The organism is Nocardia jiangsuensis (assembly GCF_042650385.1).
GTDB classification, from domain to species: domain Bacteria; phylum Actinomycetota; class Actinomycetes; order Mycobacteriales; family Mycobacteriaceae; genus Nocardia; species Nocardia jiangsuensis.
In genome coordinates this window covers 32,228-58,438 of the sequence record NZ_JBHSAX010000010.1, presented here as the reverse complement: position 1 = coordinate 58,438, position 26,211 = coordinate 32,228, and the positions used below count along the sequence as shown (strand labels likewise).

Sequence of the window (26,211 nt, the reverse complement as noted above, 5' to 3'; positions counted from 1 at the left end):
CGCCGGCGCCGCGATCGCGCCCGGCGCCGTCCGTTCTCACCGATCCGGATGCGACCGCCCCTCCGTCACATCCTGTACCCACGCCGCGATGTCCGCGCCGACCTTCGCGTGCACCGGCTCGTGCAGCAGATCGTGGCCGGCGTCGGAGTACTCGCACAAATGTACCGACTCGTGGCGCGCAGTCCAGTCCCGGACGGGATCGATCGGCGTCCGCCGGTCGTCGACGCCGTGCACGGCGAGAACGGGCAATCCGGGCGGCGGCGGCGCGGCGATCGCGCGCGGCGGCGTGCCGCAGAGCACCAGCCCGGCGAGCGCGGGCGCGGAATCGGCGAGCAGCCCGAGCGCGGTGGCCGCGCCGAGCGAATGCCCCATCAGCACGAGCGGTTCCGCCGGACGCTCGACGCGCACCGCGCCGAGCAGCGCGGCGGCGTCCGCGGTGAGCTCGGCGAGCGTGCCAGGCACGGCCGGATCGCCCTCGCTCAGCCCCTGCCCGGCGGTGTCGAAGAGCCACGCCTCGATCCCGGCCCGGCCGAGCAGGGCGGCGAACCGGTGGTAGTGCCCACTGTGCTGCCCGCTGCCAGGCAGCAGCACGAGCACCGCGCGCGGATCGGCCAGCGGACGGCGCCGATAGTGCAGCCTGCCGCGTGCGCCGATGAGGTAGGGCATGCGACGATCATGCCCGCGCCGCCGGGGACCGAATCCGCCCGGCCCTCCCGAGCCGAGGTCACTTCGTGAAGTTTCGCACCGCTGTCCGGCTTCCCCTGCTCGCCGCGGTGCTCGCCGCGGGAGTGGCCGTGCCCGCCGCGCACGCGGCGCCGGGCTGCCCGCAGGCCCGGGTGGAGGTGGCGGTGCCCGCCGGGGTGCCGGTGCTCGACTGGTCGGAGAACCTCACCGTCGACGCGGACGGGAACCTGTGGGTCTCCCGATTGTGGCGGCAGCAGCTGCAGCGCTACGACGCCGCGGGCGCGCTCACCGCGACCGTTCCGGTCGAGTACCCGGGCGCGCCGCGGCTCGGGCCGGACGGCCTGCTCTACGTGGTCTTCGGCGACGCGCCGATCGCGGGCGACCGCGGCGGCGTGCTCCGGCTCGACCCGGCCGCCGCCGTCCCGGTGCCCGAGGTCGTCGTCACCGGGCTGACCATGCCCAACGGCGCCGACTTCGGGCCGGACGGGCAGCTCTACGTCGCCACCGCCACCGGCGTCGTCCGGCTGCGGACCGACGGCCCGATCGATCCGGGCTGGTCGATCGATGCCCCCGCGGCCAACGGCATCGCCATCGACGGCGACACCGCCTACCTGACCAGCAATGGCGATGCCCTCGGCCGGATCTCCCGCGCTCCGCTCGCGGACCCGGCCGCGCACACCGTCGTCGCGGACCTCACCGATGCCGGGCTCCCCGACTACGTGGACGACCTGCTCGGCTACGACGGCGCGCTGTACGCGGCAACGCTCACCGGCAGGCTGGTCCGCGTCGACCCCGCGACCGGTGCCTCCTGTGCGGTGCTCGGCACCGAGCCGCTGACCGCGCTCGCCGCCGACCCGGCTCGCCCGAGCACCCTGCTGGCGAGCACCGAGGGCGGCTCGATCCTGCGGATCACGCCGGGCGAGTAGCGCGCAGCCGGAACGGCTCGCGGCACTAGAGGGCGGGCAGCGGGATGACCGGAAGCTCCGGCACCGGGATGCCGGGCGGCGCGGGTGCAGGCTCGGGGGCGGGGCCGGGCGCGGGGGGAGCCGGCACGTCGGGCACGACGAAGGTGCCGACCGTCGGCGTCATCACGCAGTGCGCGCCGGGGTAGTCGATGATCCCCCACATGGAGGCGACCACCGTGCCGGGACCGCTGTTCACCGTCTTGGACAGCGTGGGCAGGTTCAGCTCGGTGTGGTCGTCCAGCGGATCCATCCCGCTGACGCCGGTGTTGACGTTCACCCAGGCGACGACCAGCCCGGAGGCGAGCGGCGCCCCCGAGTGCGCGGGCGAGGCGGTGAACCGCAGCTGACCGGGGTGCAGGTCGGCGCCTGCCGAGTTGGCCTGGGTGCCGTCGGTCACCCCGGCCGCGATGATCGTGGTGATCGGGCCGTTGCTGCCGCAGCCGAAGGTCGGCGCGGCGTAGGCGAACGGGGTGAAGCTGCCTGCGATGTCGCGCAGCGCGGCCACGTCGACCAGCTCGGTGTAGTCGCGCAGCGCGCCGACACCCGCCCTGGCGCTCGCGTCCTCGCCCGCCGCCGCGGTGAGCTCGGCGATCCGGTCGCGCACCGTCGCCTCGGTGTCCGCGCCCGCCCCGCCGGCGAGCACTCCGGCCAGGGCGAGCGTCATGCCGATCGACGCCGCCGTCGCGGCGATCCGTGCGGTGGACTTGCGCTTCACTCGAACACTCCTCGATGCGGCTCCGTATTCGCCAGCAACGTACCAGGTGGGCCGCGTTTGCACCGGCCCGCGCCGCGGCCCGATCCGCGATATCGCCCGCACCTCGTGTGATCCAATCGACACGGGTGTATTACCGGGGGGTAGGGTTCGACCCGGATGAAACGAGACACAACGGGAGCCTTGTATGAAAATATCCCTGTCCTCCGATGAGGTTGCCTTCCGCGACGAGCTGCGCACGTTCTACCGGACGCAGATCCCCGAGGAGATCCGCGAGCGGGTCAAGTACGGGCGGGAGATCTCCCGCGAGGATGTCGTGACCACGCACAAGCTGCTGAACGACAACGGCCTCGCGGTGCCGAACTGGCCCGTCGAGTGGGGTGGCAAGGACTGGACCCCGATGCAGCGGCACATCTGGCAGGACGAGATGCAGCTGGCCTCGGTCCCCGAGCCGCTCACCTTCAACGCCCAGATGGTCGGCCCGGTGATCGCGCAGTTCGGCTCGCAGGAGATCAAGGAGCGCTTCCTGCCGCCGACCGCCGCGCTCGACATCTGGTGGTGCCAGGGCTTCTCCGAGCCGGACGCCGGCTCGGACCTCGCGTCGCTGCGCACCACCGCGGTGCGCGACGGCGACTCCTACATCGTCAACGGCCAGAAGATCTGGACCACCCTGGCCCAGTACGCCGACTGGATCTTCTGCCTGGTCCGCACCGACCCGAGCGCCCCGAAGAAGCAGGCGGGCATCTCGTTCCTGCTCTTCGACGTCAAGAGCCCCGGCGTCACCATCCGCCCGATCAAGCTGATCGACGGCGGCCACGAGGTGAACGAGGTGTTCTTCGAGAACGTCCGGGTGCCCGCCGACCAGCTGGTCGGCGAGGAGAACATGGGCTGGACCTACGCCAAGTTCCTGCTCGGCAACGAGCGCACCGGCATCACCGCGGTCGGCCGCAGCAAGGTCAAGCTGGCGGTGGCCAAGGAGTACGCGGCGCGGACGAAGTCCGGCTCCGGCACGCTGCTCACCGACCCGATCTTCGCGGCCAGGATCGCCGAGCTGGAGAACGAGCTGCTCGCGCTGGAGCTGACCCAGCTGCGCGTGGTCTCCCAGACCGAGGAGGGCAAGCCGAACCCGGCCTCGTCGGTGCTCAAGCTGCGCGGCTCGGAGCTGCAGCAGGAGATGACCGAGCTACTGCTCGACATCGCGGGTCCGGACGGCCTCCCGGTCGGCGCGGGCGACATCGCCTCGCCCGAGTGGGCGCAGCGCAGCGGCCCCGCGTACCTGAACTACCGCAAGACCACCATCTACGGAGGCTCCAGCGAGGTGCAGCGCACCATCATCGCCTCCACGATCCTCGGACTGTGAGGGGCGAGCCATGGATTTCGAGCTCACCGAAGAGCAGGCGCTGCTTCGCGACACCGTGCGCGACCTGCTCGCCAAGAACTACACCGCGGAGTCGCGGCTGAAGGTCGTCGAGACCGAGCTCGGCTGGAGCCGGGACGTCTGGAGCAGGCTGGCCGAGCTCGGCGTGCTCGGGCTGACCTTCTCCGAGGAGGACGGCGGGGTCGGGGCCGGACCGGTCGAGGCCATGCTGGTGCTGGAGGAGGTGGGCCGCAGGCTGGCTCCCGAGCCGCTGCTGGACGCGGTGATCCTGCCCGGCGCGCTGATCACCCTGGCAGGCACCGCCGAGCAGCGGCAGGCGATCCTGCCCGAGGTGGCCGCAGGCAGCCTGCTGCTCGCCTTCGCGCACGGTGAGCCGGGCTCGCGCTGGCCCGACCTGGAGCTCGGCACCGCGGCGACCGCGGACGGCGACGGCTACCGCCTCTCCGGCACCAAGAACCCGGTGCCGCACGGCGATATCGCGGACCGCGTCGTGGTCAGCGCGGCGCTGCCTGCGGGCGGCACCGGGCTGTTCCTGGTCGACCCGGCGGGCGACGGCGTGCGGCGCACCCCGTACCGCACGCTCGACGAGCGCCGCGGCGCCCAGCTGGTCCTGGACGGCGCGCGGGCCGAGCTGCTCGGCACGGCCGCCGACGCGAGCGCGGCCATCGCCGCCGCCGAGCTGCGGGCACACGCCGCGCTGAGCGCCGAGGCCATCGGCGCGATGGCAGAGGCGCTCCGGTTGACCAGCGAGTACCTGCGCACCAGGAAGCAGTTCGGCGTCACGCTCTCGAAGTTCCAGACGCTGACCCAGCGCGCCGCGAACATGTACGTCTCGCTGGAGCTGGCGCGCAGCATGAGCCTCTACCTCACCGCCGCGCTGGCCGACGGCTCGGAGGATCCGGTGATCGCGTCCCGCTCGCGGCTGCGAATCGCCCGCTCGGCCAGGCACGTCGGGCAGGAGGCGGTGCAGATGCACGGCGGCATCGGCGTGACCACCGAGTACCCGGTGAGCCACTACGTCGCGCGGCTCACCGCCATCGAGCGGACGCTCGGCGGCCCGCTGGAGCACCTGCAGGTACTCGGCGACCGGGTGGCCGACCACACGCTGGTCGAGCTCTAGACCGACGCTCGGACACGGGCGGTGGGCCTCCCCGGCCCGCCGCCCGCTGCCGTCACGTGGCGTTGATCACTCCGTGCTCTCGGTGCCGTAGGGCTCGTCCTCGGCGAGCTCCGAGGACGGCTCCTCGTCGGCCGGTGCGCTCGGCTCCAGGGTGAGCGTACGGGTGCGCGTGGTGGTGGGCTCGGCCTCGCGGGGGCGGGTGGTCGGGGTCCGGGTCCTGCTGGCGGACTCGGTGGCCGACGGGTCGTCGGACGGGTCGGCGGAGGGGTCGACGACCAGTGTGTACCCGGCCGGGCGGCGCGGCGGCCCGGCGGGGGCGATCTGCCAGCTCGGCGAGGGTGGGATGGTGATCCGGGGGACCTCGCTGCCGGTCTCGTCGCCGTCGTCGCGCACCGGCGCGCCCGCGTACGGATCCGACTTCAGCGGCGGCGGGGCGACGTAGGTGTCCTCGCGCTCGATGCCGAACATGCCGATCAGCACCAGCCCCACCGAGACCGCGCCTGCCGCGACCGCGGGACCGGCGATCCTGGCTCTGCTGCTCTCCATCGGTGACGCTCCTGTGGCTGGATCGGGTGGCCTCACCTTAAACGAGCGCCGAGGGCGGAGCCAGGTGAGAAGCGGCACCCCCGGGGAAGAAACCCAAAACTAAACGCTAGCATTTCAGATATCGAAATGGTATCGGAGGCGTGTCGGGGGCACGTGTCGTAGTAGAACAGCCGAGTGTGGTCGTAGCGTGATCGAAGTTACGCGTGAGACGCCTGTAACCACATGAGAGACGTGAACGGTCGTCGCGCACAGCGACTTCCGGCGTCGGATTGTTCTCTGATCGGCGTCAACGAGGAGTAGATGATGGGAGCTTACTCGGCCATTCCGCTGGATGCCTCGTCCAACGGCGCCGAATCGGTCACCGCGATTTCCGCGGTACCGGACTCCGCCGCCGGCGAATCCACATCCATCGCGACCGGATCGGCAGCCGCCGATCCGGATGGCACGGGCACCGGAGAATCGGTGCCGCCCTACGCGACGGCCCCCCGCGAACGCACCCCTGCCACCGCGCTCACGCGTGGTCTCGGCTGGCTGTTCTTCGTCGGTGGCCTCGTCGGTGCGGTACTCGGCATCGCTGGACTGCATGTCGAGATCACCGTGGCCGGCCTCATCCTGGCCTGCACGGCCGGGCTGATCCTGCTGAAGCTGCGCTCGGACAGCGTCGTCCGGGAACCGGATTTCTGACGAGCGGAACTACCGTTCGGAATGGGCGGTTCACCGCAACGGCGCGGTGCTCCACCAGTTCATGAATTCCTCACGCGTGGCAATGAATCCGATGCTGTGCAGCACGAACCGGGACCGCTCGGAATCGCCGGAGAACTCGGTGATCATGCGCGGCCGCAGCGACGAGAAGCCCTCCAGCACGATATTGCTGTAGGACTGCCCGTTATTGGTGTCGCGCTGCCTGGTGCCCGAGGGCAGCGCCGCCACCGCGGCGGCGGCCTCCGCCGGGTCGGCGTAGGCGTAGAACTCGTAGTTGGCCTTGTTCTGGCCGCCGAAGCAGTACCAGACGGCGGTCCACGCACCGAAATCCGGCCCGGTCGCGTCCAGCCCCGAGCCGTCCGCGCGGTCCTTGCCGAAGCAGGTCGCGCCGTTCCAGCCGGGGTCGCTGAAGACGATGTCGTCCTCGTCGGCATCCGGGACCATGCGCGGGAAGCCCTCGTGCAGTGCGGCGAGGCCATCGATCATCGCCGACTCGTCGCTCACCGCCGTCGTCGTGGTGGTGAGACGGCGGGTGGTGGTCTCGTCGGCGATGTCCTGCGGCTGTTCGCCGGCGCTGGTCGGCAGGGTGGTGCGGGTCGATGCGGCGGCGGGGCTGTCCGAGCCGCGGTCCGCGCCGAAGAAGGCGATGCCCGCGATGAGCGCGGCCGCCAGCACGGCGCCGACGCCCGCGCCCGCGAGCCCGCGGTAGCGGCCGGGCGGTTTGCCGCCCTGGCCGCCGTGGCGGGCCGCGCCGTGCCCGGCGTAGGCCGTCGGGGTGTGCTGGATCGGGTGGCCCGGTGCGGAATACGGGCCCGCGTGGATCGGGTGGCCCGGTGCGGAATACGGGCCCGCGTGCATCGCGTGGCCCGGAGCGGACGGGCCGTACCCGCCGCTGCCCGCGACACCGTACCCGCTGGCGGGCGTGCCGTACCCGCCTGCGGGGATCCCTGGTCCGCTCACCCCGTACCCGGCCCCGGGCGGACCGCCCGGGAATCCCGTTGCCACCGACGGCGTCCCGCCGGACCCCGGAACGGCGTGCGGCCCGCTCGCGATCCCGGCGAGCGCGTCCCGCGCGGCGGCCGCGAACTCGGCGCAGCTCGCGAAGCGATCCCCGGGGTGCTTCGCCATGGCCCGCAGCAGCACGGTGTCCAGCGCCGCGGGCAGCCCGGGGCGCAACCTGCTCACCGGCGGCGGCGTGTCGTTGAGGTGCCCGTGAATCACCGCGACCGGATTGCTCGCTTCGAACGGCACCGTGCCGGTGAGCAGCCGGAACAGCGTCACGGCCAACGAGTACTGGTCCGAGCGGTGGTCGAGCGAAGCGCCGGAGAGCTGCTCCGGTGAGGCGTAGGCGAGCGTGGCGGTGAAGGTGCCGGTCCTGGTCAGGTGCCCGGTGTCGTCGCGCAGCCTGGCGATCCCGAAGTCGGTGAGGAAGATCCGCTCCTCGGCGCCGTCGCTCACCCGCTCGATCATGATGTTCGCCGGCTTGACGTCCCGGTGCAGCACACCCCTGCCGTGCGCGTAATCCAGGGCCGCCGCCGTCTCGGCGACGATCCGCACCGCGCGGGCCGGCGGCAGCGACCCGGGCTCCAGCGACGCCGCGTCCATGCCGTCGACGTAGCGCATGGAGATCCAGAGCTGCTCGTCCTCGACCCCGCGGTCGTACACCGGCACGATCCCCGGATGGTCGAGCCGGGCGACGAGATCGGCCTCCCGCTCGAACCGGGCCCTGATCTCCGCGTCCGCGAAGAGCTCCCGGTTCAGCAGCTTCATCGCGGTCAGCCGGGGCAGCCTCGGGTGCCTGGCCAGGTACACCGAACCCATTCCGCCCCTGCCGAGCAGGCGTTCGATCGTGTACCCGGCGAATACCTCACCGGTTCTCAGCATGACATCAGTTCAACGGCGCCGAACGCCACCAGCTGAGCACTTCCTCCGGCGTGCCGTACCCGTCGGTGAACATCAGGAACTGGCTCCGGTCCGGATCGCCGCTGAACACCGTGATGATCTTGTTCCCATTGTCGCTGTACTTGTAGTTCGTGTACTGCTTGCCGCCGTTGGTATCGGTCGACTTGGTGTTCGCCGGCAGCCCGGCCACCACCGACTGCACATCGGCGGCCGAGTTGTAGGCGTAGATCCGGTAGAACGGATCGTCGCTGTCGCCGCCGCCGTAGCAGCGCCACTGCCAGACCCAGGACCCGAACTCCGGGTCGCCGTCGTTCGGGCTCGGGGTGTAGCTGGTGTCGGTCTCCCAGCAGGTCGAGTTGTTGTACCCGGTCTCCTCCTCGCTGGTGGCGGGCACCATGCGCGGGAACTCCTTGCTGATCGCGTCCGCGGACGGCGTGATCTTCGGGCCCGCGGCGGCGGTGGTCGTGGTGGTGCCGCCGCTGTCCGAGGAGTTCTGGCTCGCCACCACGCCGATGCCGATCACCGCCGCGAGCAGCACGACGACGCCGACGATGATGCCGACGATCAGCGTGCTGTTGTTCTTCCGCGGCGGCTGCTGCTGCGTCGGGCGGTACTGGGCGAAGTTGTTCGGCGGCGGTGGCGGCGGGACCGGGGTGTAACCGGTCGGCTGCTGGTGCGTGTAGGGGTTGCTCTGCTGCGGGTTCTGCGCGGTGATCGGCGGCGCCATGGCCGGGCCTGCGGTGAGTGGGGCGGCGCCGCTGGCGTACGGGTTGTGCTGGGTCGGGTACGGCGCGCCGGTCATCGGGGTGCCGGTCGTCTGGTTCCCGGTGAGCGGGCGCGGCCCGGTGCTCGACGGGTGCGGTACCGGCCCGCCGACCAGCGGCAACGAGGGCGTGCTCGGGTTGCTCAGCGCGTGCTGCGCGGCCGCGGCGAAGGCGGAGCAGGACTCGAAGCGGTCGTCCGGGCGCTTCGCCATCGCCTTGGCGAGCACGCCGTCCAGCGCGTAGGAGAGCCCCGGGCGGGCGCTGCTCAGCGCGGGCGGCGCGGACTGCAGGTGGCCCTGGATCACCTGTGCCGGGTTGGTCGCCGCGAACGGCCCGCTACCGGTGAAGAGCCAGAACAGCGTGCAGGCCAGCGAGTACTGGTCCGAGCGGTGGTCCAGGGTGGCGCCGGTGAGCTGCTCCGGCGATGCGTAGGCGAGGGTGGCGGTGAAGGTGCCGGTCTGGGTGAGGTGGCCGGTGTCGTCGCGGAGCCGGGCGATGCCGAAGTCGGTCAGGTACACCCGTTCGCCACGGCCCGCGGTGGAGCGGGCGAGCAGGATGTTGGCCGGCTTCACATCGCGGTGCAGCACGCCCATGCCGTGCGCGTAGTCGAGCGCGTCCGCGGTCTCCTTGATGATCTGCACCGCGCGCTCCGGGGGCAGCGTCTGCGGCTCCACCGAGGCGGCATCGATGCCGTCGATGTACTGCATCGAGATCCACAGCTGCTCTTCCTCGACGCCGCGGTCGTACACCGTGACGATGTTCGGGTGGTCGAGCCGGGCGACCAGATCCGCCTCCCGCTCGAACCGCGCCCGCACCTCCTTGTCGAAGAACATCTCGCGGTTCAGCAACTTCAGCGCGGTCATCCGCGGCAGCCGCGGATGCTTCGCCAGGTAGACCGAGCCCATGCCACCGCGGCCGAGCTGCCGTTCGATGACGTAGCCGGCGAACACCTCACCATTGGCCAGCATTGTCCGCTCCATCTCCCGCCGCGGACCGGGACCCACCGGCGCACAGGCGTACAGCACGAGAACGCGCGATCAGGCCAGGCCCGTGCGCGGAAACATCGAAACCATAGCAGTAGTCGGGCGGGTGCCCGGCCGCCGCCGAAGCGCGCCGGACGCGGGATCCGGGGTGCATCTCAGCCGTCCCCCGCAGGGGTTTCGCCGCTCGTTTCGGCCCCGCCGGGGCGCACCCGGCCGCCCGGCGGATCGATCGTCGCGGGGCGCCCGCGCCGCCGCGGCGCCGGGCCGGCGGGCGGGGGTGGAGCCGGGATGACGGTGGGGTCCTCCGGGCGCACCGGTTCGTGCGCGCCGGGGTTCGGCGTCCGGCCCGCAACCGGGTGCGCGCCGGAGCGTTGTCCGTGGTTCGGGGTGGCGTGTGTGCCGGACGGCGGTTGGTTGCCCGGTGCGGCGGGGCGGGCGTGCGCGCCGGACGGCGGTTGGTTGCCCGGCGCTCCCTGTCGGGGGTCGGCGCCGGGGTTTCCGCTCGGGGTCGGGGTGCCGGGACGGAGGTGCACGCCGAAGCTTCCGCCGTGGCCGGGGCCCTGCGGGCCGGCGTGGGTGCCGGAGCCGGGGTTGCCGTGCGGCCTCGAGGCGTTGGCGCCCGACGGCGGCTGGGCGCCGTGATGCGGCCCCGCACTCTGATTCGGGCCGGCCGGCGGACGGGCCGGCTGCCCCCAGGACTGCCCCGGGTAGGGCGGCGGTCCCTGCTGGGGCCGCGCGTTCGGGTGCGGCCGGGGCGGATTCGAGTGGGGCCGCGGCGGCGCCGGGTACTGCGGATAGGGCGGGCGCGGCTGCGCGCTCGGGTACGGACCCTGCGGGTACGGCCGCGGCTGCCCGGTCGGATAGGGCCGGCCGCCGGGGCGCGGCTGCGCGCTGGGGTACGGCTGAACCGGCGGGTAGGGCGGCACCCCCGGATAGCCGGTCGGCGGCCCGCCCTGCGGCTGTACCGACCGGTGCGGCCCGCTGCGCGCCGCGCCGAGCGCCGCCTGCGCCGCCGCCGCGAACGCCGCGCAGGAGTCGAACCGCTCGGCAGGCTCCTTGGCCAGCGCCCGCATGACGACCGCGTCGAAGGCGGGCGGAAGGTCCGGACGCGCGGTGCGCGCCGACGGCACCGGCAGGTTGAGGTGCCCGTTGATCACCGCGGCAGGGTTCGCCCCCGGGTACGGCGCGGAGCCGGTCAACATCCAGAACAGCGTGCAGGCCAGCGAGTACTGATCCCCCCTGTGGTCCAGCGAATCCCCCGCGAGGTGCTCCGGCGCGGCATAGGCCAGGGTGGCGGTGATCGACCCGGCCGAGCCGAGCGTGGTGTCGGCATCACGCACACTGGCGATGCCGAAGTCGGTGAGCAGCACCCGCTCCGGCTGCCCGATCGGCGCCTTGGCGAGCAGGATGTTCGCCGGCTTCACGTCTCGGTGCAGTACCCCGTTGACGTGCGCGAAGTCCAGCGCGGCCGCGGTGTCGGCGATGATCCGCACGGCCCGCGCGGCCGGAAGCACCCCGACGTCCACGCAGGAGGCGTCGGCGCCCGCGACGAACTGCATGGAGATCCAGAGCTGATCGTCCTCGGCGCCACGGTCGTACACCGTGACGATATTGGGGTGGTCCAGCTGCGCGACCAGATCCGCCTCGCGCTCGAAGCGCTTGCGGATCTCGGTGTCCGAGTACAGGTCGCGGCCGAGCAGCTTGAGCGCGGTGAGCCGGGGCAGCCGCGGATGCCTGGCCAGATAGACCGTGCCCATCCCGCCGAACCCGAGCACCCGCCGCACGGTGTAGCCGGCGAAGGTGTCGCCCTTCTGCAGCACTTCCGTCACTCCACCCCCCTCTCCGGGTCGCGCGCCTGCTCCTACCATCTATCTCCGGGTGGCCCCGGCGCGCAACATCGCTCTCGGCGGCCCCGCGTGTCGGTGCCGATCGTTAGGGTGAGTCCTATGCGCATTGGAGCACACGTTCGCCTGGACAGCGATCCGATCGGCTTCGGTGAGAAACTCGGCGCCGAGGTCATTCAGCTTTTCGTCATCGATCCGCAGAGCTGGGACAAGCCGCAGCCGCACCCGCGCGCCGAGGAGATCAGGGCCAGCCCGATCGACGTCGTCGTGCACTCGTCGTACCAGATCAACGTCGCGAGCCTGAACAACCGGCTGCGCATGCCGTCGCGCAACGCGGTGGCGCAGCAGGCGAAGGCCGCCGCCGAGCTCGGCGCCTTCGGGCTCGTCGTGCACGGCGGGCACGTGCGCTCGGACGCCGAGATCGAGGCCGGTATCACGAATTGGCGCAAGCTCTTCGAGCGGCAGCAGGAGAAGGGCGGCTTCGCGGTGCCGATCCTGATCGAGAACACCGCGGGCGGCAACCACGCCATGGCCAGGCACTTCGACTCCATCGCCCGGCTCTGGGACGCGGTCGGCGAGTTCGGCGCCGGCTTCTGCCTCGACACCTGCCACGCCTGGGCCGGCGGCGAGGAGCTGGTCGGCGTCGTCGACCGGATTAAGGCGATCACCGGCCGGATCGACCTGGTGCACCTGAACTCCTCCAGGGACGAGTTCGACTCGGGCGCCGACCGGCACGCCAACCTCGCCGATGGCACCATCGACCCGGAGCTGCTGGCCGAGGTGTGCCGCACCGCGGGCGCCCCGGTGGTGCTGGAGACGCCCGGCGACGGCCTCGCCGAGGATCTCGCCTACCTGCGCGAGCACGTGGGATGAGCATCCGGCCGCTCGACGGGGTGCGCGTACTGGAACTCGGCAATTACATCGCGGCGCCGACGGCGGCCCGGATCCTCGGTGACTTCGGCGCCGAGGTGATCAAGGTCGAGCGCCCCGGCGCCGGTGACGAGCTGCGCAACTGGCGGCTCTACGGCGGCACCACCTCGATGCTCTACCGCACGGTGAACCGGAACAAGAAGTCGATCACGCTGGACCTGCGCACCGAGGCGGGCAGGCGCACCGTGCTCGCCCTGGTCCGGGAGTGCGACGTGCTGCTGGAGAACTTCCGCCCCGGCATGCTGGAGAAGTGGGGGCTCGGGCCGGAGGAGCTGAACGCGGCCAACCCGGAGCTCGTGGTCACCCGCATCTCCGCCTACGGGCAGACCGGCCCGCTCGCCGCGCGGCCCGGCTTCGCCGCGGTCGCGGAGGCGGTGGGCGGGCTGCGCGAGCTGGTCGGTGACCCGGATCGGCCGCCGGTGCGGGTCGGGGTCTCGATCGGGGATTCGATCGCCGGGATCTACGCCGCCTTCGGCGCCGTCATGGCGCTGTTCCAGCGGGAGCGCGCGAGCGGTGCGGTGCCCCTGGAGCAGCGGATCATCGACGTGGCGCTGAACGAGGCCATCCTCTCGGTGATGGAGTCGCTGGTGCCGGACTACCTGGCCTACGGCATCAACCGGCAGCGGGTCGGCGGGCGGATGGAGGGCATCGCGCCCAGCAACGCCTACCCGTGCGCCGACGGCACCAGCATCATCATCGGCGGCAACGGGGACGCCATCTTCCAGCGCTACATGAAGGTCATCGACCGCCCCGACCTCGCCGCCGACCCGGAGTTGCAGGAGAACGCGGGCCGCTGGCGGCACCGCGAGCGGCTGGACGCCGCGATCGGCGAATGGACCGTCCAGCGCACCCGCCCGGCAGCGCTCGCCGTCCTCGAGGAGGCAGGCATTCCCTGCGGCCCCATCTACACCGCCGCCGACATCGTCACCGACGAGCAGTACCTGGCCCGCGACATGATCCAGCACTTCCCCGTCGACGTCGGCGAACCCGAACCCAGGCAGGTCGGTTTCCCCGGCATCGTCCCGGTCATCGGCGGAAAATCCCTCCCCATCCGCACCGTCGGCCCCGACCTCGGCGAACACACCGACGAGGTCCTCACCGCCCTCGGCCTCACCCCCGCCGAGATCGCCGAAGCCGCAGGTCGCCCGGCCCCGGCCGAGACCGCCGGTTCCGATACCGCCTCGGCCGAAACCGCCGGTTCCGATACTGCCCCCGGCGCAACGAGTCGAGCCGCCGCAGGCGACGCGAGAGCCACCCCGACGGAGCCGCGGCTATGAGCGACATCATCCTGAGAGACGTCACCCTCAGAGACGGCCTCCAGCTCACCGGCAAACTCCTCGACGTCGAACGAAAGCTGGAGATCGCCAGGAAACTCCTCGCCCTCGGCGTCCCAGCCTTGGAAATCGGCTCCCTCGCCAGGGGCGACCTGGTCCCACCCATGGCCAACACCCTGGAACTGATAGCCGAACTGACCCCGGAGGAACGCACCCGCTGCTGGGTCTGGGTAGCCACCCCCCGCCACGTGGAAAAGGCAGCCGAAGCAGGCATCACCCACTTCCAGTACTGCTTCTCCGTCACCGACGAACACAACCGCGCGAACATCGGCCGCGACACCGAGGCCAGCATCGCCGCCATGCCGGAGGCCGTCCGCCGAGCCGAACAGGCGGGCGGCGACATCCAGCTCACCCTGGCAACCAGCTTCACCTGCCCCTTCACCGGCCCGGTCGACCCGGCCCGAGTCCTCGCCATCGCCACCGACCCGCGCACCGACGGCGCCGCCGACATCGTCCTCGCGGACACCCTCGGCCAGGCCGGCCCGGCCGAGGTCGCCGCCCTGGTCGGCGCGGTCCGCGAACACACCCCGCACCGCCGCATCGTCTTCCACGGCCACGACACCTGGGGTATGGGCGTCGCGAACACCCTGGCCGCGATCGGAGCGGGCGCCACCGTCGTCGACGGCGCGCTCGGCGGCCTCGGCGGCTGCCCGTTCGCCCCCGGCGCGGGCGGCAACACCGCCACCGAGGACATCCTCTTCGCCACCCGCCCGTCCTGGTTCACCCCCGCCACCCTGGCCGAGCTGGCCGATCTCACCGACGGCCTGCTCACCGAACTCGGCGAGCCGAACCGCTCCCGCACGGTCACCGGCGCCCGCTCCACCACCACCGCCTTCCCGTGGGCGGCGCCCGTCCGGGGCTGACCGAGCGAGTACTGCCCCGCGCCTCAATCGTCGGCGCGGAGCAGCATCACCGCGCCTGCGCCGCGAGCGGCGGCCTCGGTGAAGAACCGGGTCAGCGCGCGGAGGGACGCGAGGAGCTCGGCGGAATCGGCGGGGTCGATCCCCTCGTCCGCCATGCGGGCCGGGTCACGCAGGGCGGCAAGCGCTTCCGGGCTCACCGGGGACAGGGCGGCAGCGGCCTCGGCGACCAGCTCGGGATACCAGGCGGCGAGCGTCTGCCCGACGTCCAGCGGGTCGCCGTCCACCCGCAGGTCCACCGGTACCACGGCCGCGTCCAGCAGGTATTGCACGGCGGCCCAGGAGGTTCCGAGGTCACAGCCGATGCGCACGGAGCCGCGCAACCACTCGGGGTCGAGCACCCCGTGGTCCAGCTCCATGCTCGTCGCCGCGGCGAACGCCATCCTCGTACCCATCCATGCGGACGATACCGCCGCAGGAAGTACACCCGGAGGTGGTCCCTCCGCTCCGGGGATTCCCCGATGGCGTGCACGCGCGAACGCGGGAACACTGGTTGCCATGACATCGCACGCCGTGAGCGCCGAACCGACCGAGCCGGGCACCGCGACCTCCGTCGCGGCCCGCGCCGTTGACCTGAGCAAGGTCTACGGCGCCGGAGACACCAGGGTCACCGCGCTCGACGGGGTGTCCGCAGATTTCGCCAGGGGCGAGTTCACCGCCATCATGGGGCCGTCCGGGTCCGGCAAGTCCACGCTCATGCACTGCCTCGCCGGGTTGGATTCGGCCAGCTCCGGCACGGTCCGGATCGGTGACACCGACCTGACCGACCTCTCCGACGCCGAGATGACCAAGCTCCGCCGCGACCGCATCGGCTTCGTCTTCCAGGCGTTCAACCTGGTCCCGACGCTGACCGCGCTGGAGAACATCACGTTGCCGCTGGACATCGCAGGCCGCGAGGTCGACCGCGGCTGGCTGGAGACGGTGCTCGGCAGGCTCGGCCTCGCGGACCGGCTCGAGCACCGGCCCAGCGAACTCTCCGGCGGCCAGCAGCAGCGGGTGGCGTGTGCCAGGGCGCTGGCGGGCAAACCGGACATCATCTTCGGCGACGAGCCCACCGGCAACCTGGACTCCCGCTCCTCCGGCGAGGTGCTCTCCATCCTGCGCGCCGCCGTCGACGACTTCGGCCAGACGGTCGTGATCGTCACGCACGACCCGCGCGCCGCCGCCTATGCCGATCGGGTGGTCTTCCTCGCCGACGGCCGGATCGTGGACGAGCTCCGCGACCCCACCGCCGATTCCGTGCTCGACCGGATGAAGGCGCTGGAGAACTGATGGCGGGCGGTCCCATGCGCAAGGTCGCCTTGCGCAATCTGGCCGCGCACAAGGTGCGGCTCGCGCTCACGCTGCTCTCGGTGGTGCTCGGCACGGCGTTCATCGCCGGCTCCTTCGTCTTCACCGACACCCTGCAGCGCACCTTCGACGGCATCTTCGCCAGCCAGGCCAAGGGCGTCGACGTGCGGGTGAGCCCGAAGAACCAGCAGTCCCCCGGGCTGCCGCAGACCGTGGTGGACAAGATCGCCGCCCGCCCGGACGTGCGCGCCGTCGCGCCGGGCGTGAACGGCCCGGTCGTGCTGCTCGACCCGACCGGCAAGACCGCCGTGCAGACCGGCGGCGCCCCCAGCTTCGGCGAGTCCTACCTGCCGCCCGAGCGCGCGGTGGCCGAGCCGCTCGCCTTCACGCAGGGCGGGCCGCCGACGCAGCCGGGCCAGTTCGCGATCAACACCGGCGGCGCCGAGCGAGCCGGGCTGCAGGTCGGCGACCGCACCAAGGTACTGATCCCGTCCCGCGGCGCGCCGTTCGACGCCACGCTGAGCGGCATCTACGAGCTGCCGGGCGGCACCGGCGGGTTGGTCGCGCTGCAGTTCCCCGAGGAGCAGGCGAAGCAGCTGTTCACCGACGGCACGCGCGTCGCCTACGTCGACATCGCGGCGGCCGGGCTGCCCGCCGACGACCTCCGCGACCGGCTCGCGCTCGAGTACGGCGGCGAGTACAAGGTGCAGAACGGCGACCAGGTGCGCGAGGACATGAAGGCGCAGGTCTCCGACGCGCTGAACTTCCTCAACTACTTCCTGCTCGCCTTCGGCGCGATCGCGCTGATCGTCGGCACCTTCATCATCTACAACACCTTCTCCATGATCGTGGCGCAGCGGCTGCGCGAGCTGGCGCTGCTGCGCGCGGTCGGAGCGAGCAGCGGGCAGGTCGGGCGCTCGGTGGTGGCCGAGGCGCTGGTGATCGGCGTGCTCGGCAGCGTCATCGGGCTGGCAGGCGGTGTCGGGCTGGCGTACGGGCTCTCCGCGCTGCTCAACGCCTTCGACGTCGGGCTGCCGACCGGGACGCTCACGCTGCAGCCGCGGACCGTGCTGATCGGGCTCGCGCTCGGGCTCGCGGTCACCGTGATCAGCGCCTACGCCCCCGCCCGGCGGGCGGCGAAGGTGCCGCCGGTGGAGGCCATGCGCGCCGAGTTCGCCACCTCGGGCGATTCGCTGCGCAACCGGACCATCGCCGGTGCGCTGCTCGCCGTCGTCGGCGTGGCGCTGGTGGTGGGCGGCGCCCAGTACACCGGTGGCACCGCGGCATCGACGGTCGGGGCCGGCGCGCTAGCGCTGATCCTCGCGGTGCTGCTGGCCGCACCCGCGCTCTCCCAGCCGGTGGTCGGCGCGCTCGGCGTGCTCATGCGCCCGTTCGGCGCGGTCGGCGCCATGGCGCGGAACAACGCGCGGCGCAATCCGCGCCGGACGGCCGCGACGGCCTTCGCGCTCACCCTCGGGCTCATGCTGGTCACCGCGATCGGCATGCTCGGCGCCTCGGCCAAGGCCAGCATCGGCGGCCTGGTGGACAAGGACGTGACCGCGGACTTCGTGCTGGCCGGGCCGCAGCAGATCGGGGTGCCGCTCGGCGCCACCGCGGCGGTGCGCGACGGCGTGCCCGCCGCCGAGCAGGTGGTCGGATTCCGCGCCGCGCTGGTGCAGATCGACGGCGATCAGGTGCCCGGCTCCTCGCCGGAGGGGCCGTTCGACCGGGTCATGCGGGTCAACCTGGTGGCGGGCACGAACACGCTCGGCGAGCGCGACATCCTGGTCTCCGAGAAGGAGCGGAAGGAGCGCGGCTGGAGCCCGGGCCAGGAGGTCACCATCAACGGGCTGGACGGAGCCGCGCTGCCGGTCACCGTGCAGGGCGTCTACCGGAACAGCCCGCTGCTCGGCGAGGTCATCCTCTCGCCGCAGCTCTACGAGCGGACCACGCCGGTCGCCTTCCGGGCCAACGTGGTGCTCCTCGTGCAGGCGAAGCCGGGCACCGACCCGGCCGCGCTCCGCGCCGACCTGGAGCGCGCCACCGAGCAGTTCGTGGTGGTGCAGGTGATGGACCGCGAGGAGTTCAAGGGGGAGCAGGGCAGGCAGATCGACACCCTGCTCGCCATCCTCTACGGCCTGCTCGCGCTCGCCGTGGTGATCGCGGTGCTCGGCATCGTGAACACGCTCGCGCTCTCGGTGGTCGAGCGGCGCAGGGAGATCGGCATGCTGCGCGCGGTCGGGATGCTCCGGCCGCAGGTGCGCCGCACCATCTACCTGGAATCCATGTTGATCGCCGTCTTCGGCGCGGTGGTCGGGCTGCTGCTCGGGCTCGGGCTCGGTGTCGGGTTCCTGCGTACGCTCCGCGATTTCGGGCTCGATCAGATCGCGATCCCGTGGGGCCAGCTGGTGCTGGTGCTGGTCGGCTCGGCCGTGGTCGGGGTGCTGGCCGCGCTCTGGCCCGCGGTGCGGGCGGCGCGCACGCCGCCGCTGGCGGCGATCGCCGACGTGTGATGCCGGGAGGTCGGCGGCCGGAGTCGCAGCCTGCTCCGCCAGCTGCCGAGGTACCGGCGGGCCATCGCCCCTGACGGCTGTGCCGAGGAGCGGCGCGGGTCTCGGCCCGCGCCGCTTCGCCGTCTCGCGGGCGGGCGCCGTGCATCGCGTCGCCCGCGGGGCACGCCGGGTGCGCGGGTCAGCGCGGGGCGCCCGCCCAGCGGCTCACATCCCTGCGGTCGAGGGCGTCGGCGAGCAGGTCGGGGAAGTGGTCGGGGGTGCAGGCGAAGGCGGGGACGCCGAGCGCCGCGAGCGCGGCGGCGTTGTCGTGGTCGTAGGAGGGCGCGCCCTCGTCGGAGAGCGCGAGCAGCACCAGCACCTGCACCCCGGCCTCGGTCATCGACCTGACCCGGCGCAGCATCTCCTCGCGCACACCACCCTCGTAGAGGTCGGAGATCAGCACGAAGAGAGTGTCGGTCGGCTTGGTGATCAGTGACTGGCTGTACGCGATGGCCCGGTTGATGTCGGTGCCGCCGCCGAGCTGGGTGCCGAACAGCACGTCCACCGGGTCGTCCAGGTGCTCGGTCAGATCCACCACCTCGGTGTCGAACACCACCAGCGAGGTGCGCAGCGAGCGCATCGAGGCGAGCACCGCGCCGAAGACCGAGGCGTACACCACGCTGGCCGCCATCGAGCCGGATTGGTCGATGGCGAGGACCACCTCACGGTGCACCGCCTGGCTGCGCCTGCCGTAGCCGATCAGCCGCTGCGGCACCACCGTCCGGTGCTCGGGCAGGTAGTGCGCGAGGTTCGCCCGGATGGTGCGGTCCCAATCGATGTCCCGGTGCCGGGGCCTGGCGATCCGCGCGGCCCGGTTCAGTGCGCCGGAGACGGCGGCGACGGTCTTCGCCGCGATCCGCTCCTCGATCTGCTTCACCACCGCCGCGACCACGGTGCGCGCGGTGGCGCGGGTGGTCTCCGGGATCACGCCATTGAGGCTGAGCAGCGTGCCGACCAGGTGCACGTCCGGCTCCACCGCCTCGAGGAGCTCCGGCTCCAGCAGCAGCTGGGTGAGGTCGAGGCGCTCGACGGCGTCCCGCTGCATGATCTCGACCACGCTGGTCGGGAAGTAGGTGCGGATGTCGCCGAGCCAGCGGGCGACCCGGGGCGCCGAGGCGCCGAGCCCGCCGGAGCGCGGGCCGGACGGGTCGCCCGCGTCGTACAGCGCACCGAGGGCGCGGTCCATGGCCTGCTCGTGCTGCCCGCCCGGCGAGCCGAGTTCGGACTCGGCGGCGGCGCCGAGCAGCAGCCGCCAGCGGCGGGCGTGCGCGTCATCGGTCACGGGATGGCTCCTGCGGGTTCAGCGGCGTCCGCGGGGCGCGGGGCCGCCGCGAGGATGGTGAGGGCGGCGCGGAGCGCGAGTTCGCCGCGTTCGACATCGATGGCGGCGCTCCCGCCGTCGGCGCGGGCTCCGCCGCGCACCGCGCGGCCGATGGCGCGCCGCTCGGGCTGCTCGAAGGTGCCGAAGGTGCGGCGGAGCAGCGGGAGTACCTCGGTGAACTGGTCGTCGCCGAGGCCGCGGACCCACTCGTCGACCAGGCGAAGCAGCTCGCGGTCGTGCACGAGCAACAGCCCGCGGCCGCCGAGGAAGCCGTCGACCCAGGCCGCCTTGGCCTGCGCGGTGCGCCCCACCGAGAGCGCGGCGCCGAGCCGCAGCGCGGACTCGACGTCATCGATCTCGCCGACATCGGCGAGCAGCCGGACCGCGCGGCCCGCCAGCGCGCCGTGCACGTCGTCCCGGTCGGCGACCACGCGCAGCGCGGCCTGCCACTGCTCGATGCCGTCGGCGCCGGTGCGCAGCGCGGCGTTGGCGGCGTCGATCTGGTCGCGCAGGTTCTCGGCGGCCTCGGTGTTTAGCCCGGTGACGGCGCCGGGCAGCCCGGCGCAGATCCGGACCAGCAGGCCGTCCGCCACCCGGCCGAGCGCGCTGACGTCGGTGCCGCGGACGTCGCCGTAGCGCCGCGTGCGCAGCAGCCCGGGTAACACGCCGAGCAGGTGCGTGACGTCGTGGTCGAGCGCGGCGACCTCGTCGAGCCTGGCGATCAGCCCGTCGGTGGCGGCGCCGAGCTCGGCGAGCAGCGCGGTATCGAGCGCGGCGGCCAGGCCGGCCAGGGTGATGTCGGCGTTCGCGACGTGGTCGAGGATCCTGGCCTCGGCGGCGGTGCGCAGGGTGGTGCCCCAGCGCGAGGCCTCGATCACCGCGAGCGCGTACTCCGGCTCCCAGCACAGGGTCCAGCTCTCCCGGAAGGTGCCGGTGCCGCGGACCTGGCTCTGCGCGGGCACGCCCCACTCGATGCCGAGCACGCGGAGCCGGTGCAGCAGGTGCGAGCGGCGCAGCCCGCGCTCCTTGCGCAGGTCGAGGTCGATGGTGCGGGCGCTCGGCTCCCGCTCGAGCCGGAGGGTGCGGGCGGTGGCGGTGAGGTCGGCGGCGAGCGGGACCGTCGGGGTGTCCGCGGGGACGGCGCCGAGTGCCTCGCCGATCACCAGCTCCTCGGCGATCAACCGGACCAGGGTCTCGTCGCCGCCGCACATCACCGCGCGCACCGCCTCGGTGACCTCGGAGAGCCCGGCCAGCGGGCGGGCGCGGAGCGCGGCGAGGGTCTCGGCGAGCCGGGCCGCCTCGATCACGTGTGCGCTGGAGACCGGGAGGTCGCCGGCGCGCAGCACGCCCGCCACCCGGGTCAGCCAGCGCACCACCGGTTGTTCGGTTTCGGTGAAGAGGTGGTGGTACCAGCCCGGCGAGGTGATGCCCGCGCCGTAGCCGGAGGCGGTGGCGAGCCGGGAGTGCGTCCACGGCACCCAGGTGCTCGCGGTCTTGACCTTCGGCAGGCCGGTGAGCAGCCGGGTGTCGGGGGCGGCCGGGCCGAGCGGGCCGTCCAGGGCGGGGGCGTGCCAGGCGCCACAGACCACCGCGAGGCGTTCGGAACCCGCGCGCAGGGCCTTGCGCATGGTCTGGCGCATGTACGCCTCGCGGCGCAGGGTCTGGGTGTCCACCGGGATGGGGTGAAGAACGCGGGGCTCCGCCCCGCCCACGCCCGCGGGCGATTCGACGGGGCCACCGGTCGCGGTCGCGCCCGCGGGTGTGGAGGGCTCGGCGACTTCCGCGCCGGGCGGGGCGGGTTCGCGGAGGGCGCGCATGGCTTCGGTGATGGCGTCGAAGGCGCCGGAGTCGGCGGCGGATTCGACGACCGCGTCCCACCAGCGCTCGGCGTCGTCGTAGCCGGCGGCGGCGGCGAGTTCGGCGAGCGGGTCGCGGTGTTCGGCGGGTTCGTGCTCGCGGGCGGCGAGCACGTGGGTGGACGGCAGGTCGCAGAAGCGGACGGGGACGCCGTGCTCGGCGCCGTAGCGCAGCGCCTGCCACTCGGGGGAGAAGGAGGCGAAGGGCCAGAAGGCGGCGCGGGCCGGCTCGCCGGGCACGTAGGCGAGCAGCGCCACCGGCGGCGCCATGCCGTCGGCGCCGACGTAGCCGACCAGCGGATCGGCGTCGGCGGGCCCCTCGATCAGGATGATGTCCGGCCGGAACTCGGCCAGCGCCGCGCGCAGCGAGCGCGCCGACCCCGGCCCGTGGTGCCGGATGCCGAACACCCGGGTCACGGCGGTGCTCACCCGGACACCTCGCGGCAGGCGCGGTAGAAGTCGGCCCACTCCGGCCGCTCCCGCACCACGGCCTCCAGGTACTCCGTCCACACCACCGAGTCCGCCACCGGATCCTTGATCACCGAGCCGAGCACCGCGCCCGCGATGTCGGAGGCGCGCAGCACTCCGTCGCCGAAGTGCGCGGAGAGCGCGATGCCGTTGGTGATCACCGAGATCGCCTCGGCGGTGGAGAGCGTCCCGGACGGCGACTTGAGCTTGGTCCGCCCGTCCGCGGTCACCCCGGCGCGCAGCTCCCGGAACACCCGGACCACCCGGCGGATCTCCTCGGCCGCCGCGGGCACCGGCGGCAGCTCCAGTGCCGCGCCGAGCTCGGCGACCCGCCTGGTCACGATGGCGACCTCCTCGTCCTCGCCCGCGGGCAGCGGGAGCACGACGGTGTTGAACCGGCGGCGCAGCGCGGAGGAGAGATCGTTGACGCCGCGGTCCCGGTCGTTGGCGGTGGCGATGACGGTGAAGCCCTTGGCCGCCTGCACCTCGCTGCCCAGCTCGGGCACCGGAAGCGTCTTCTCGGAGAGCACCGTGATCAGCGCGTCCTGCACATCCGACGGGATGCGGGTGAGCTCCTCGATCCTGGCGATCTTCCCGGTGCGCATGGCGGTCATCACCGGCGACGGCACCAGCGCGGCCTCGCTCGGCCCCTCGGCCAGCAGCCTGGCGTAGTTCCAGCCGTACCTGATGGCCTCCTCGGCGGTGCCGGAGGTGCCCTGCACCAGCAGCGTGGAGTTGCCGGAGACGGCGGCGGCGAGATGCTCGGAGACCCAGGTCTTGGCGGTGCCGGGCACGCCGAGCAGGAGCAGCGCGCGGTCGGTGGCCAGCGTCGAGACCGCGACCTCGAGCAGGCGGCGCGGGCCGATGTACTTGGGGATGATCGCGGTGCCGTCCGGCAGCACGCCGCCGAGCAGGTAGGTGACGACGGCCCAGGGCGAGAGCTCCCAGGAGGGCGGGCGCGGCCGGTCGTCGGCGGCGGCCAGCGCGGCCAGCTCGGCCGCGTAGGCCTGTTCGGCGTGCGGGCGGAGCAGGCCGGTGTCGGTCGTCGGTGCGGTCATTGCAGCTCCTCGAGCATGGTCGAGCGGATGGTCAGGTCGCGGGCGAGCCGCTGGAAGGCATCGCCCCAGGCGGCGTCGTCGCAGCGGTGCGCGGTGGCGGCGACCACCGGCGCGGCATCGGGTGGCAGGTGCGCGGCGGCGGCGGCGAGCAGCGAGCGGTGCGCGGTCGGCATGGCACCGGAGGCGCCCGGTCGGCGGGCGGCCGTCCGTGCCCGCTCGTGCAGCAGCAGCAGGACGTGGTGCGCCACCTGCTCCGGCCAGGGATGCTCGACGGCGGGCAGCAGCGCCTCCAGCTCGGAGAGCCAGGCGCCGTCCAGCCGGAGCAGCCGGGTGATCCGCTCCGGCGCCGGGAGCAGCGCGAACAGCTCGCGCCTTCGCAGCAGCGCCTGGTCGGTCGGCACCCCGGCGTCGAAGAGCGCCGCGGCCCACGCGCCGTCGCCCGCCGCGAGCGCGGCGTCCATCCAGCCGTCGAAGAGCGGTCGGCGGAACCGGTCGTCCAGCACGGTGGCGACAGCCCGCACCGGCGAGCCGAATGTCTTCTCCCAGCGCGCGAGCGGGGTGGCCGCGACCAGCCTGCGCAGCAGCGCGGCGGTGTCGTCCGGGCCGCCGGACCAGCGGTAGCCGAACTCGGCGCCGCTCTCGGCGAGGCCGTCCCGCTCGGCGTCCGGCGGAAGTTCCGCGGGCAGCGCGAGTTCCAGCGTCGTGCCGCCGCGGACCGGCAGCCACAGCTCGGCCCGCTGCCGCATGCGCTCGGTGAAGGCCGAGCCGGGCAGCCGGGCCAGCAGCGCGGCGGCGGTCCGCCGGACGTCACCGCGGCGCCCGGACAGCGCCGTCTCCAGCAGCTCCTCGTCGGCCGGGCCGAGCCCGTCGCCGATCACCGCGAGCAGCTCGGCGGCCTGCGCCCCCGACTCGGTGGCCCAGGTGCTCGCGAGCAGCTCGCGCGCCCGCGCCGGGTCGTCCCGGCGCAGCTCGCGCAGCAGGTTCCGCCGCGCCGCGGGCTTCCCGTGGGCCCAGACCTCGGCGACCTCCGCCGACGAGGTGCGGAAGTCGTTCCAGGAGGGGTGCGCCGCCGCCAGCCAGCGGCCGCGCGGCCCGGCCAGCCGGAGCAGCGGGCCGCGGTGCTCGGGCAGCGTGCGGGCGTACTCGAGCAGCTGGACGCCGAGCGCGTCCGGCGCGCGGAAGTCGCGCGGCGCCGCCGCCGCGAACCACTCCGGCAGGAAGGGGGAGCGGCTCCCGAGCAGCCCGGCCAGCCGGTCGGCGGCCGCGCGGGGCAGCAGCGGACGCTCGTCCTCCGCCGCCGGTACCGGCGGCACGGCGGTGCCTGCCCCGACCCCGCCGCGGTCGAGCAGGTCCTGCAGCGCGGCGGCCGCGAGCAGCGCGGCGGCCGGGTCGTCGATCCGCCCGACGGCACCGGCCACCGGGGCGGGCAGCCGCCCGGCGTCGAGCCCGCGCTGCGCGGTACCGAGCAGCGCCACCGAGACCAGCTCGGCCGTCTCCGGCGCGGGCTGCGGCGGCTCCGGCGGCGGCACCGATGGCCCGAGCGGCTCGTCGGCCCGGTGCAGCTCGCCCGCCGCGAAGACCGCGACCGGAACCAGCCCCTCCGCGGTCCAGTCGCCGATCACGGCGACCGGATGCCCGCCGGAGATCGCGAGCAGCCGCCACGGCTGCTCGCCGGGCGCGATCGGCAGCGCGGTGCCGTCCGATTCAGCCAGCCACCAGCCGGTCTCGCCCGGCACCGGGACCACCTCGGTGAGCAGCACCGGCTGTGCCCGCAGCCACGGATCGTCGGCCAGCGCCGCCGCGTACGCGCGCAGTGCCGCGTCGATCCGGCCCGCGCCGTCCGGCAGGGGCAGCGAGGTGACCGGGGTGTCGGCGCCGTGCCTGGTGCCCCACTGCACCCTGAGGTTCGCCGCGCCGGGGTAGTAGTGCAGGCTCGCGTCCGCCATGAAGCCGAGCCGCGGCGCCGCGCTCGTGACCACCCGGCCGCCGAAGTTGTGCTCGACCAGCATGGCCCAGCGCCCGGAGTGCCTGCCGCGCAACCAGGTTCGCCTGGTGTGCAGCCGCTCCTCCTCGGATGCGCGGGTGCCGAGCACCATCCAGTCGTCGCGCACCGCGGGGCCGGAGCGCACCAGCTCGGCGGCCATCGGGTAGCCGATGTGCGCCCTGACCCCCGCGGCCAGCGGCTCGGGCAGCTCCGCGAGCCCGCGGTGCGCGATGGCGAGCAGGTGCAGCCCGGCGTACTCGCGCAGCACCAGCCGGGGCCAGTCGGAGCGACCCGCGGCGACGGCGGGAAGCCGGCGCAGCGCGGACGCCACCGCCGGCGCCTGCGCATCCACCATGCGGGCCGCGATGGCCTCGAAGCCGCGCACCCGATCGGCCCTGGCCAGCCCGGTGCGCACCTGGTCGGCGAGCCAGACCTCCAGCTCGGCCAGCCCGGCGGCCACCCGCGCACGCCGCTGCTCGGTGCCCTCCGGATCGGCCGGACGGGCGGGCGCCGCCGCCGTCGCCCGCGCGGCGCGGCCTGCCAGCCACTCCGTCGCGAAGGACGGCAGCTCGCCGCCCTCCTTGACCGCACCGGCGGACCAGGCCAGCAGCAGCGCCAGCGCGTGCTTGCAGGGGAACTTGCGGCTGGGGCAGGAGCAGCGGAAGGCCGGACCGGCGAGATCGACAACGACCCGGTACGGCGTGCGCCCGCTCCCCGCGCAGGTCCCCGCCAACGCGGTGCCCTGCGCGACGGCGTCGCCGAGCTTGCCGCCGAGCCGCCGCGCGGCGGTGAGCGAACTCTGGTCCGGCGCCGCCGCGGCGACCTGCTCCTCGCTCCAGGGCGTCGTGCCCACGCGGCTGCCTCCCGTGATCGTGCTCATCGGTATCCCCCCGATCCG

Annotated in this window: 19 protein-coding genes and 1 pseudogene; 9 read left to right on the top strand and 11 right to left on the bottom strand. The window is 73.5% G+C overall.

All coding sequences use genetic code 11. The features are described from left to right. Positions 1-36: 36 nt before the first annotated feature. Complete coding sequence (locus tag ACFO0B_RS11215; RefSeq protein ID WP_378612327.1) at positions 37-666, bottom strand: alpha/beta hydrolase; 630 nt, start codon at positions 664-666, stop codon at positions 37-39. A gap of 65 nt (positions 667-731) precedes the next feature. On the opposite strand from ACFO0B_RS11215, the gene ACFO0B_RS11210 reads away from it, so the two are divergent. Further along, on the top strand, positions 732-1,610 hold the full coding sequence (locus ACFO0B_RS11210; RefSeq protein WP_378612326.1) for a hypothetical protein: 879 nt from the start codon (positions 732-734) through the stop codon (positions 1,608-1,610). A gap of 25 nt (positions 1,611-1,635) precedes the next feature. On the opposite strand, the gene ACFO0B_RS11205 is transcribed toward ACFO0B_RS11210, so the two are convergent. Beyond that, positions 1,636-2,364 (bottom strand): hypothetical protein, encoded by a 729-nt coding sequence (locus tag ACFO0B_RS11205; RefSeq protein ID WP_378612325.1) that lies wholly within the window; start codon positions 2,362-2,364, stop codon positions 1,636-1,638. Positions 2,365-2,548: 184 nt separating this feature from the next. Between ACFO0B_RS11205 and ACFO0B_RS11200 the strand changes: the two genes are divergently transcribed. Beyond that, positions 2,549-3,721 (top strand): acyl-CoA dehydrogenase family protein, encoded by a 1,173-nt coding sequence (locus ACFO0B_RS11200; protein WP_378612324.1) that lies wholly within the window; start codon positions 2,549-2,551, stop codon positions 3,719-3,721. Between the two features lie 10 nt (positions 3,722-3,731). Next, positions 3,732-4,859, top strand: a complete 1,128-nt coding sequence (locus ACFO0B_RS11195) for an acyl-CoA dehydrogenase family protein (protein WP_378612323.1) — start codon at positions 3,732-3,734, stop codon at positions 4,857-4,859. 66 nt (positions 4,860-4,925) lie between these two features. Here ACFO0B_RS11195 and ACFO0B_RS11190 read toward each other — a convergent pair whose 3' ends face one another. Beyond that, positions 4,926-5,405 carry a hypothetical protein gene (locus tag ACFO0B_RS11190; RefSeq protein ID WP_378612322.1) on the bottom strand — a complete coding sequence of 160 codons (480 nt, stop codon included), beginning with the start codon at positions 5,403-5,405 and terminating at the stop codon, positions 4,926-4,928. 303 nt (positions 5,406-5,708) lie between these two features. Between ACFO0B_RS11190 and ACFO0B_RS11185 the strand changes: the two genes are divergently transcribed. After that, the gene (locus ACFO0B_RS11185) at positions 5,709-6,089 is read left to right on the top strand and encodes a hypothetical protein (RefSeq protein ID WP_378612321.1); all 381 of its coding nucleotides are present in this window, start codon (positions 5,709-5,711) and stop codon (positions 6,087-6,089) included. 30 nt (positions 6,090-6,119) lie between these two features. On the opposite strand, the gene ACFO0B_RS11180 is transcribed toward ACFO0B_RS11185, so the two are convergent. From ACFO0B_RS11180 to ACFO0B_RS11170, 3 genes are all read right to left on the bottom strand, one after another. Then, on the bottom strand, positions 6,120-7,991 hold the full coding sequence (locus ACFO0B_RS11180) for a serine/threonine-protein kinase (RefSeq protein WP_378612320.1): 1,872 nt from the start codon (positions 7,989-7,991) through the stop codon (positions 6,120-6,122). Positions 7,992-7,995: 4 nt separating this feature from the next. Continuing rightward, entirely contained in the window at positions 7,996-9,741 is a 1,746-nt protein-coding gene (locus tag ACFO0B_RS11175; protein ID WP_378612319.1) for a serine/threonine-protein kinase, read from the bottom strand. Positions 9,742-9,911: 170 nt separating this feature from the next. Next, a complete protein-coding gene (locus ACFO0B_RS11170) occupies positions 9,912-11,585 on the bottom strand; it encodes a serine/threonine-protein kinase (RefSeq protein WP_378612318.1) in 1,674 nt (557 codons plus the stop codon). Positions 11,586-11,702: 117 nt separating this feature from the next. Here ACFO0B_RS11170 and ACFO0B_RS11165 point away from each other — a divergent pair, with 117 nt between their 5' ends. From ACFO0B_RS11165 to ACFO0B_RS11155, 3 genes and pseudogenes are all read left to right on the top strand, one after another. After that, complete coding sequence (locus ACFO0B_RS11165; protein ID WP_378612317.1) at positions 11,703-12,473, top strand: deoxyribonuclease IV; 771 nt, start codon at positions 11,703-11,705, stop codon at positions 12,471-12,473. Next, positions 12,470-13,657, top strand: a pseudogene (locus ACFO0B_RS11160) (CaiB/BaiF CoA transferase family protein); the annotation flags it as partial. The gene ACFO0B_RS11165 and the pseudogene ACFO0B_RS11160, both read left to right, overlap by 4 nt. Before the next feature lie 146 nt (positions 13,658-13,803). Continuing rightward, on the top strand, positions 13,804-14,727 hold the full coding sequence (locus ACFO0B_RS11155; protein ID WP_378612316.1) for a hydroxymethylglutaryl-CoA lyase: 924 nt from the start codon (positions 13,804-13,806) through the stop codon (positions 14,725-14,727). Between the two features lie 23 nt (positions 14,728-14,750). Here ACFO0B_RS11155 and ACFO0B_RS11150 read toward each other — a convergent pair whose 3' ends face one another. Beyond that, entirely contained in the window at positions 14,751-15,179 is a 429-nt protein-coding gene (locus tag ACFO0B_RS11150; protein ID WP_378612315.1) for a DUF1877 family protein, read from the bottom strand. Positions 15,180-15,282: 103 nt separating this feature from the next. Here ACFO0B_RS11150 and ACFO0B_RS11145 point away from each other — a divergent pair, with 103 nt between their 5' ends. Beyond that, positions 15,283-16,056, top strand: a complete 774-nt coding sequence (locus ACFO0B_RS11145; protein ID WP_378612314.1) for an ABC transporter ATP-binding protein — start codon at positions 15,283-15,285, stop codon at positions 16,054-16,056. After that, entirely contained in the window at positions 16,056-18,587 is a 2,532-nt protein-coding gene (locus ACFO0B_RS11140) for an ABC transporter permease (RefSeq protein WP_378612313.1), read from the top strand. Before ACFO0B_RS11145 ends, ACFO0B_RS11140 begins: the two co-directional genes overlap by 1 nt. 178 nt (positions 18,588-18,765) lie before the next feature. Here ACFO0B_RS11140 and ACFO0B_RS11135 read toward each other — a convergent pair whose 3' ends face one another. Genes ACFO0B_RS11135 through ACFO0B_RS11120 form a run of 4 tightly spaced genes read right to left on the bottom strand, consistent with a single transcriptional unit; the run spans position 18,766 to position 26,166 of the window. Further along, on the bottom strand, positions 18,766-19,908 hold the full coding sequence (locus ACFO0B_RS11135) for a VWA domain-containing protein (protein WP_378612312.1): 1,143 nt from the start codon (positions 19,906-19,908) through the stop codon (positions 18,766-18,768). Continuing rightward, a complete protein-coding gene (locus ACFO0B_RS11130; protein WP_378612368.1) occupies positions 19,905-22,250 on the bottom strand; it encodes a DUF5682 family protein in 2,346 nt (781 codons plus the stop codon). The genes ACFO0B_RS11135 and ACFO0B_RS11130 overlap by 4 nt, the downstream gene beginning before the upstream one ends. Continuing rightward, complete coding sequence (locus ACFO0B_RS11125; RefSeq protein ID WP_378612311.1) at positions 22,229-23,329, bottom strand: ATP-binding protein; 1,101 nt, start codon at positions 23,327-23,329, stop codon at positions 22,229-22,231. The genes ACFO0B_RS11130 and ACFO0B_RS11125 overlap by 22 nt, the downstream gene beginning before the upstream one ends. Then, positions 23,326-26,166 (bottom strand): SWIM zinc finger family protein, encoded by a 2,841-nt coding sequence (locus tag ACFO0B_RS11120; protein WP_378612310.1) that lies wholly within the window; start codon positions 26,164-26,166, stop codon positions 23,326-23,328. The genes ACFO0B_RS11125 and ACFO0B_RS11120 overlap by 4 nt, the downstream gene beginning before the upstream one ends. Between the last annotated feature and the right edge of the window lie 45 nt (positions 26,167-26,211).

Bases quoted from the DNA above. Each gene is read 5' to 3' on its own strand.
- ACFO0B_RS11215 (WP_378612327.1), bottom strand. From the start codon at position 666: ATGCCCTACCTCATCGGCGCACGCGGCAGGCTGCACTATCGGCGCCGT.
- ACFO0B_RS11200 (WP_378612324.1), top strand. From the start codon at position 2,549: ATGAAAATATCCCTGTCCTCCGATGAGGTTGCCTTCCGCGACGAGCTG.
- ACFO0B_RS11195 (WP_378612323.1), top strand. From the start codon at position 3,732: ATGGATTTCGAGCTCACCGAAGAGCAGGCGCTGCTTCGCGACACCGTG.
- ACFO0B_RS11190 (WP_378612322.1), bottom strand. From the start codon at position 5,405: ATGGAGAGCAGCAGAGCCAGGATCGCCGGTCCCGCGGTCGCGGCAGGC.
- ACFO0B_RS11185 (WP_378612321.1), top strand. From the start codon at position 5,709: ATGGGAGCTTACTCGGCCATTCCGCTGGATGCCTCGTCCAACGGCGCC.
- ACFO0B_RS11180 (WP_378612320.1), bottom strand. From the start codon at position 7,991: ATGCTGAGAACCGGTGAGGTATTCGCCGGGTACACGATCGAACGCCTG.
- ACFO0B_RS11175 (WP_378612319.1), bottom strand. From the start codon at position 9,741: ATGCTGGCCAATGGTGAGGTGTTCGCCGGCTACGTCATCGAACGGCAG.
- ACFO0B_RS11165 (WP_378612317.1), top strand. From the start codon at position 11,703: ATGCGCATTGGAGCACACGTTCGCCTGGACAGCGATCCGATCGGCTTC.
- ACFO0B_RS11155 (WP_378612316.1), top strand. From the start codon at position 13,804: ATGAGCGACATCATCCTGAGAGACGTCACCCTCAGAGACGGCCTCCAG.
- ACFO0B_RS11150 (WP_378612315.1), bottom strand. From the start codon at position 15,179: ATGGGTACGAGGATGGCGTTCGCCGCGGCGACGAGCATGGAGCTGGAC.
- ACFO0B_RS11145 (WP_378612314.1), top strand. From the start codon at position 15,283: ATGACATCGCACGCCGTGAGCGCCGAACCGACCGAGCCGGGCACCGCG.
- ACFO0B_RS11140 (WP_378612313.1), top strand. From the start codon at position 16,056: ATGGCGGGCGGTCCCATGCGCAAGGTCGCCTTGCGCAATCTGGCCGCG.
- ACFO0B_RS11125 (WP_378612311.1), bottom strand. From the start codon at position 23,329: ATGACCGCACCGACGACCGACACCGGCCTGCTCCGCCCGCACGCCGAA.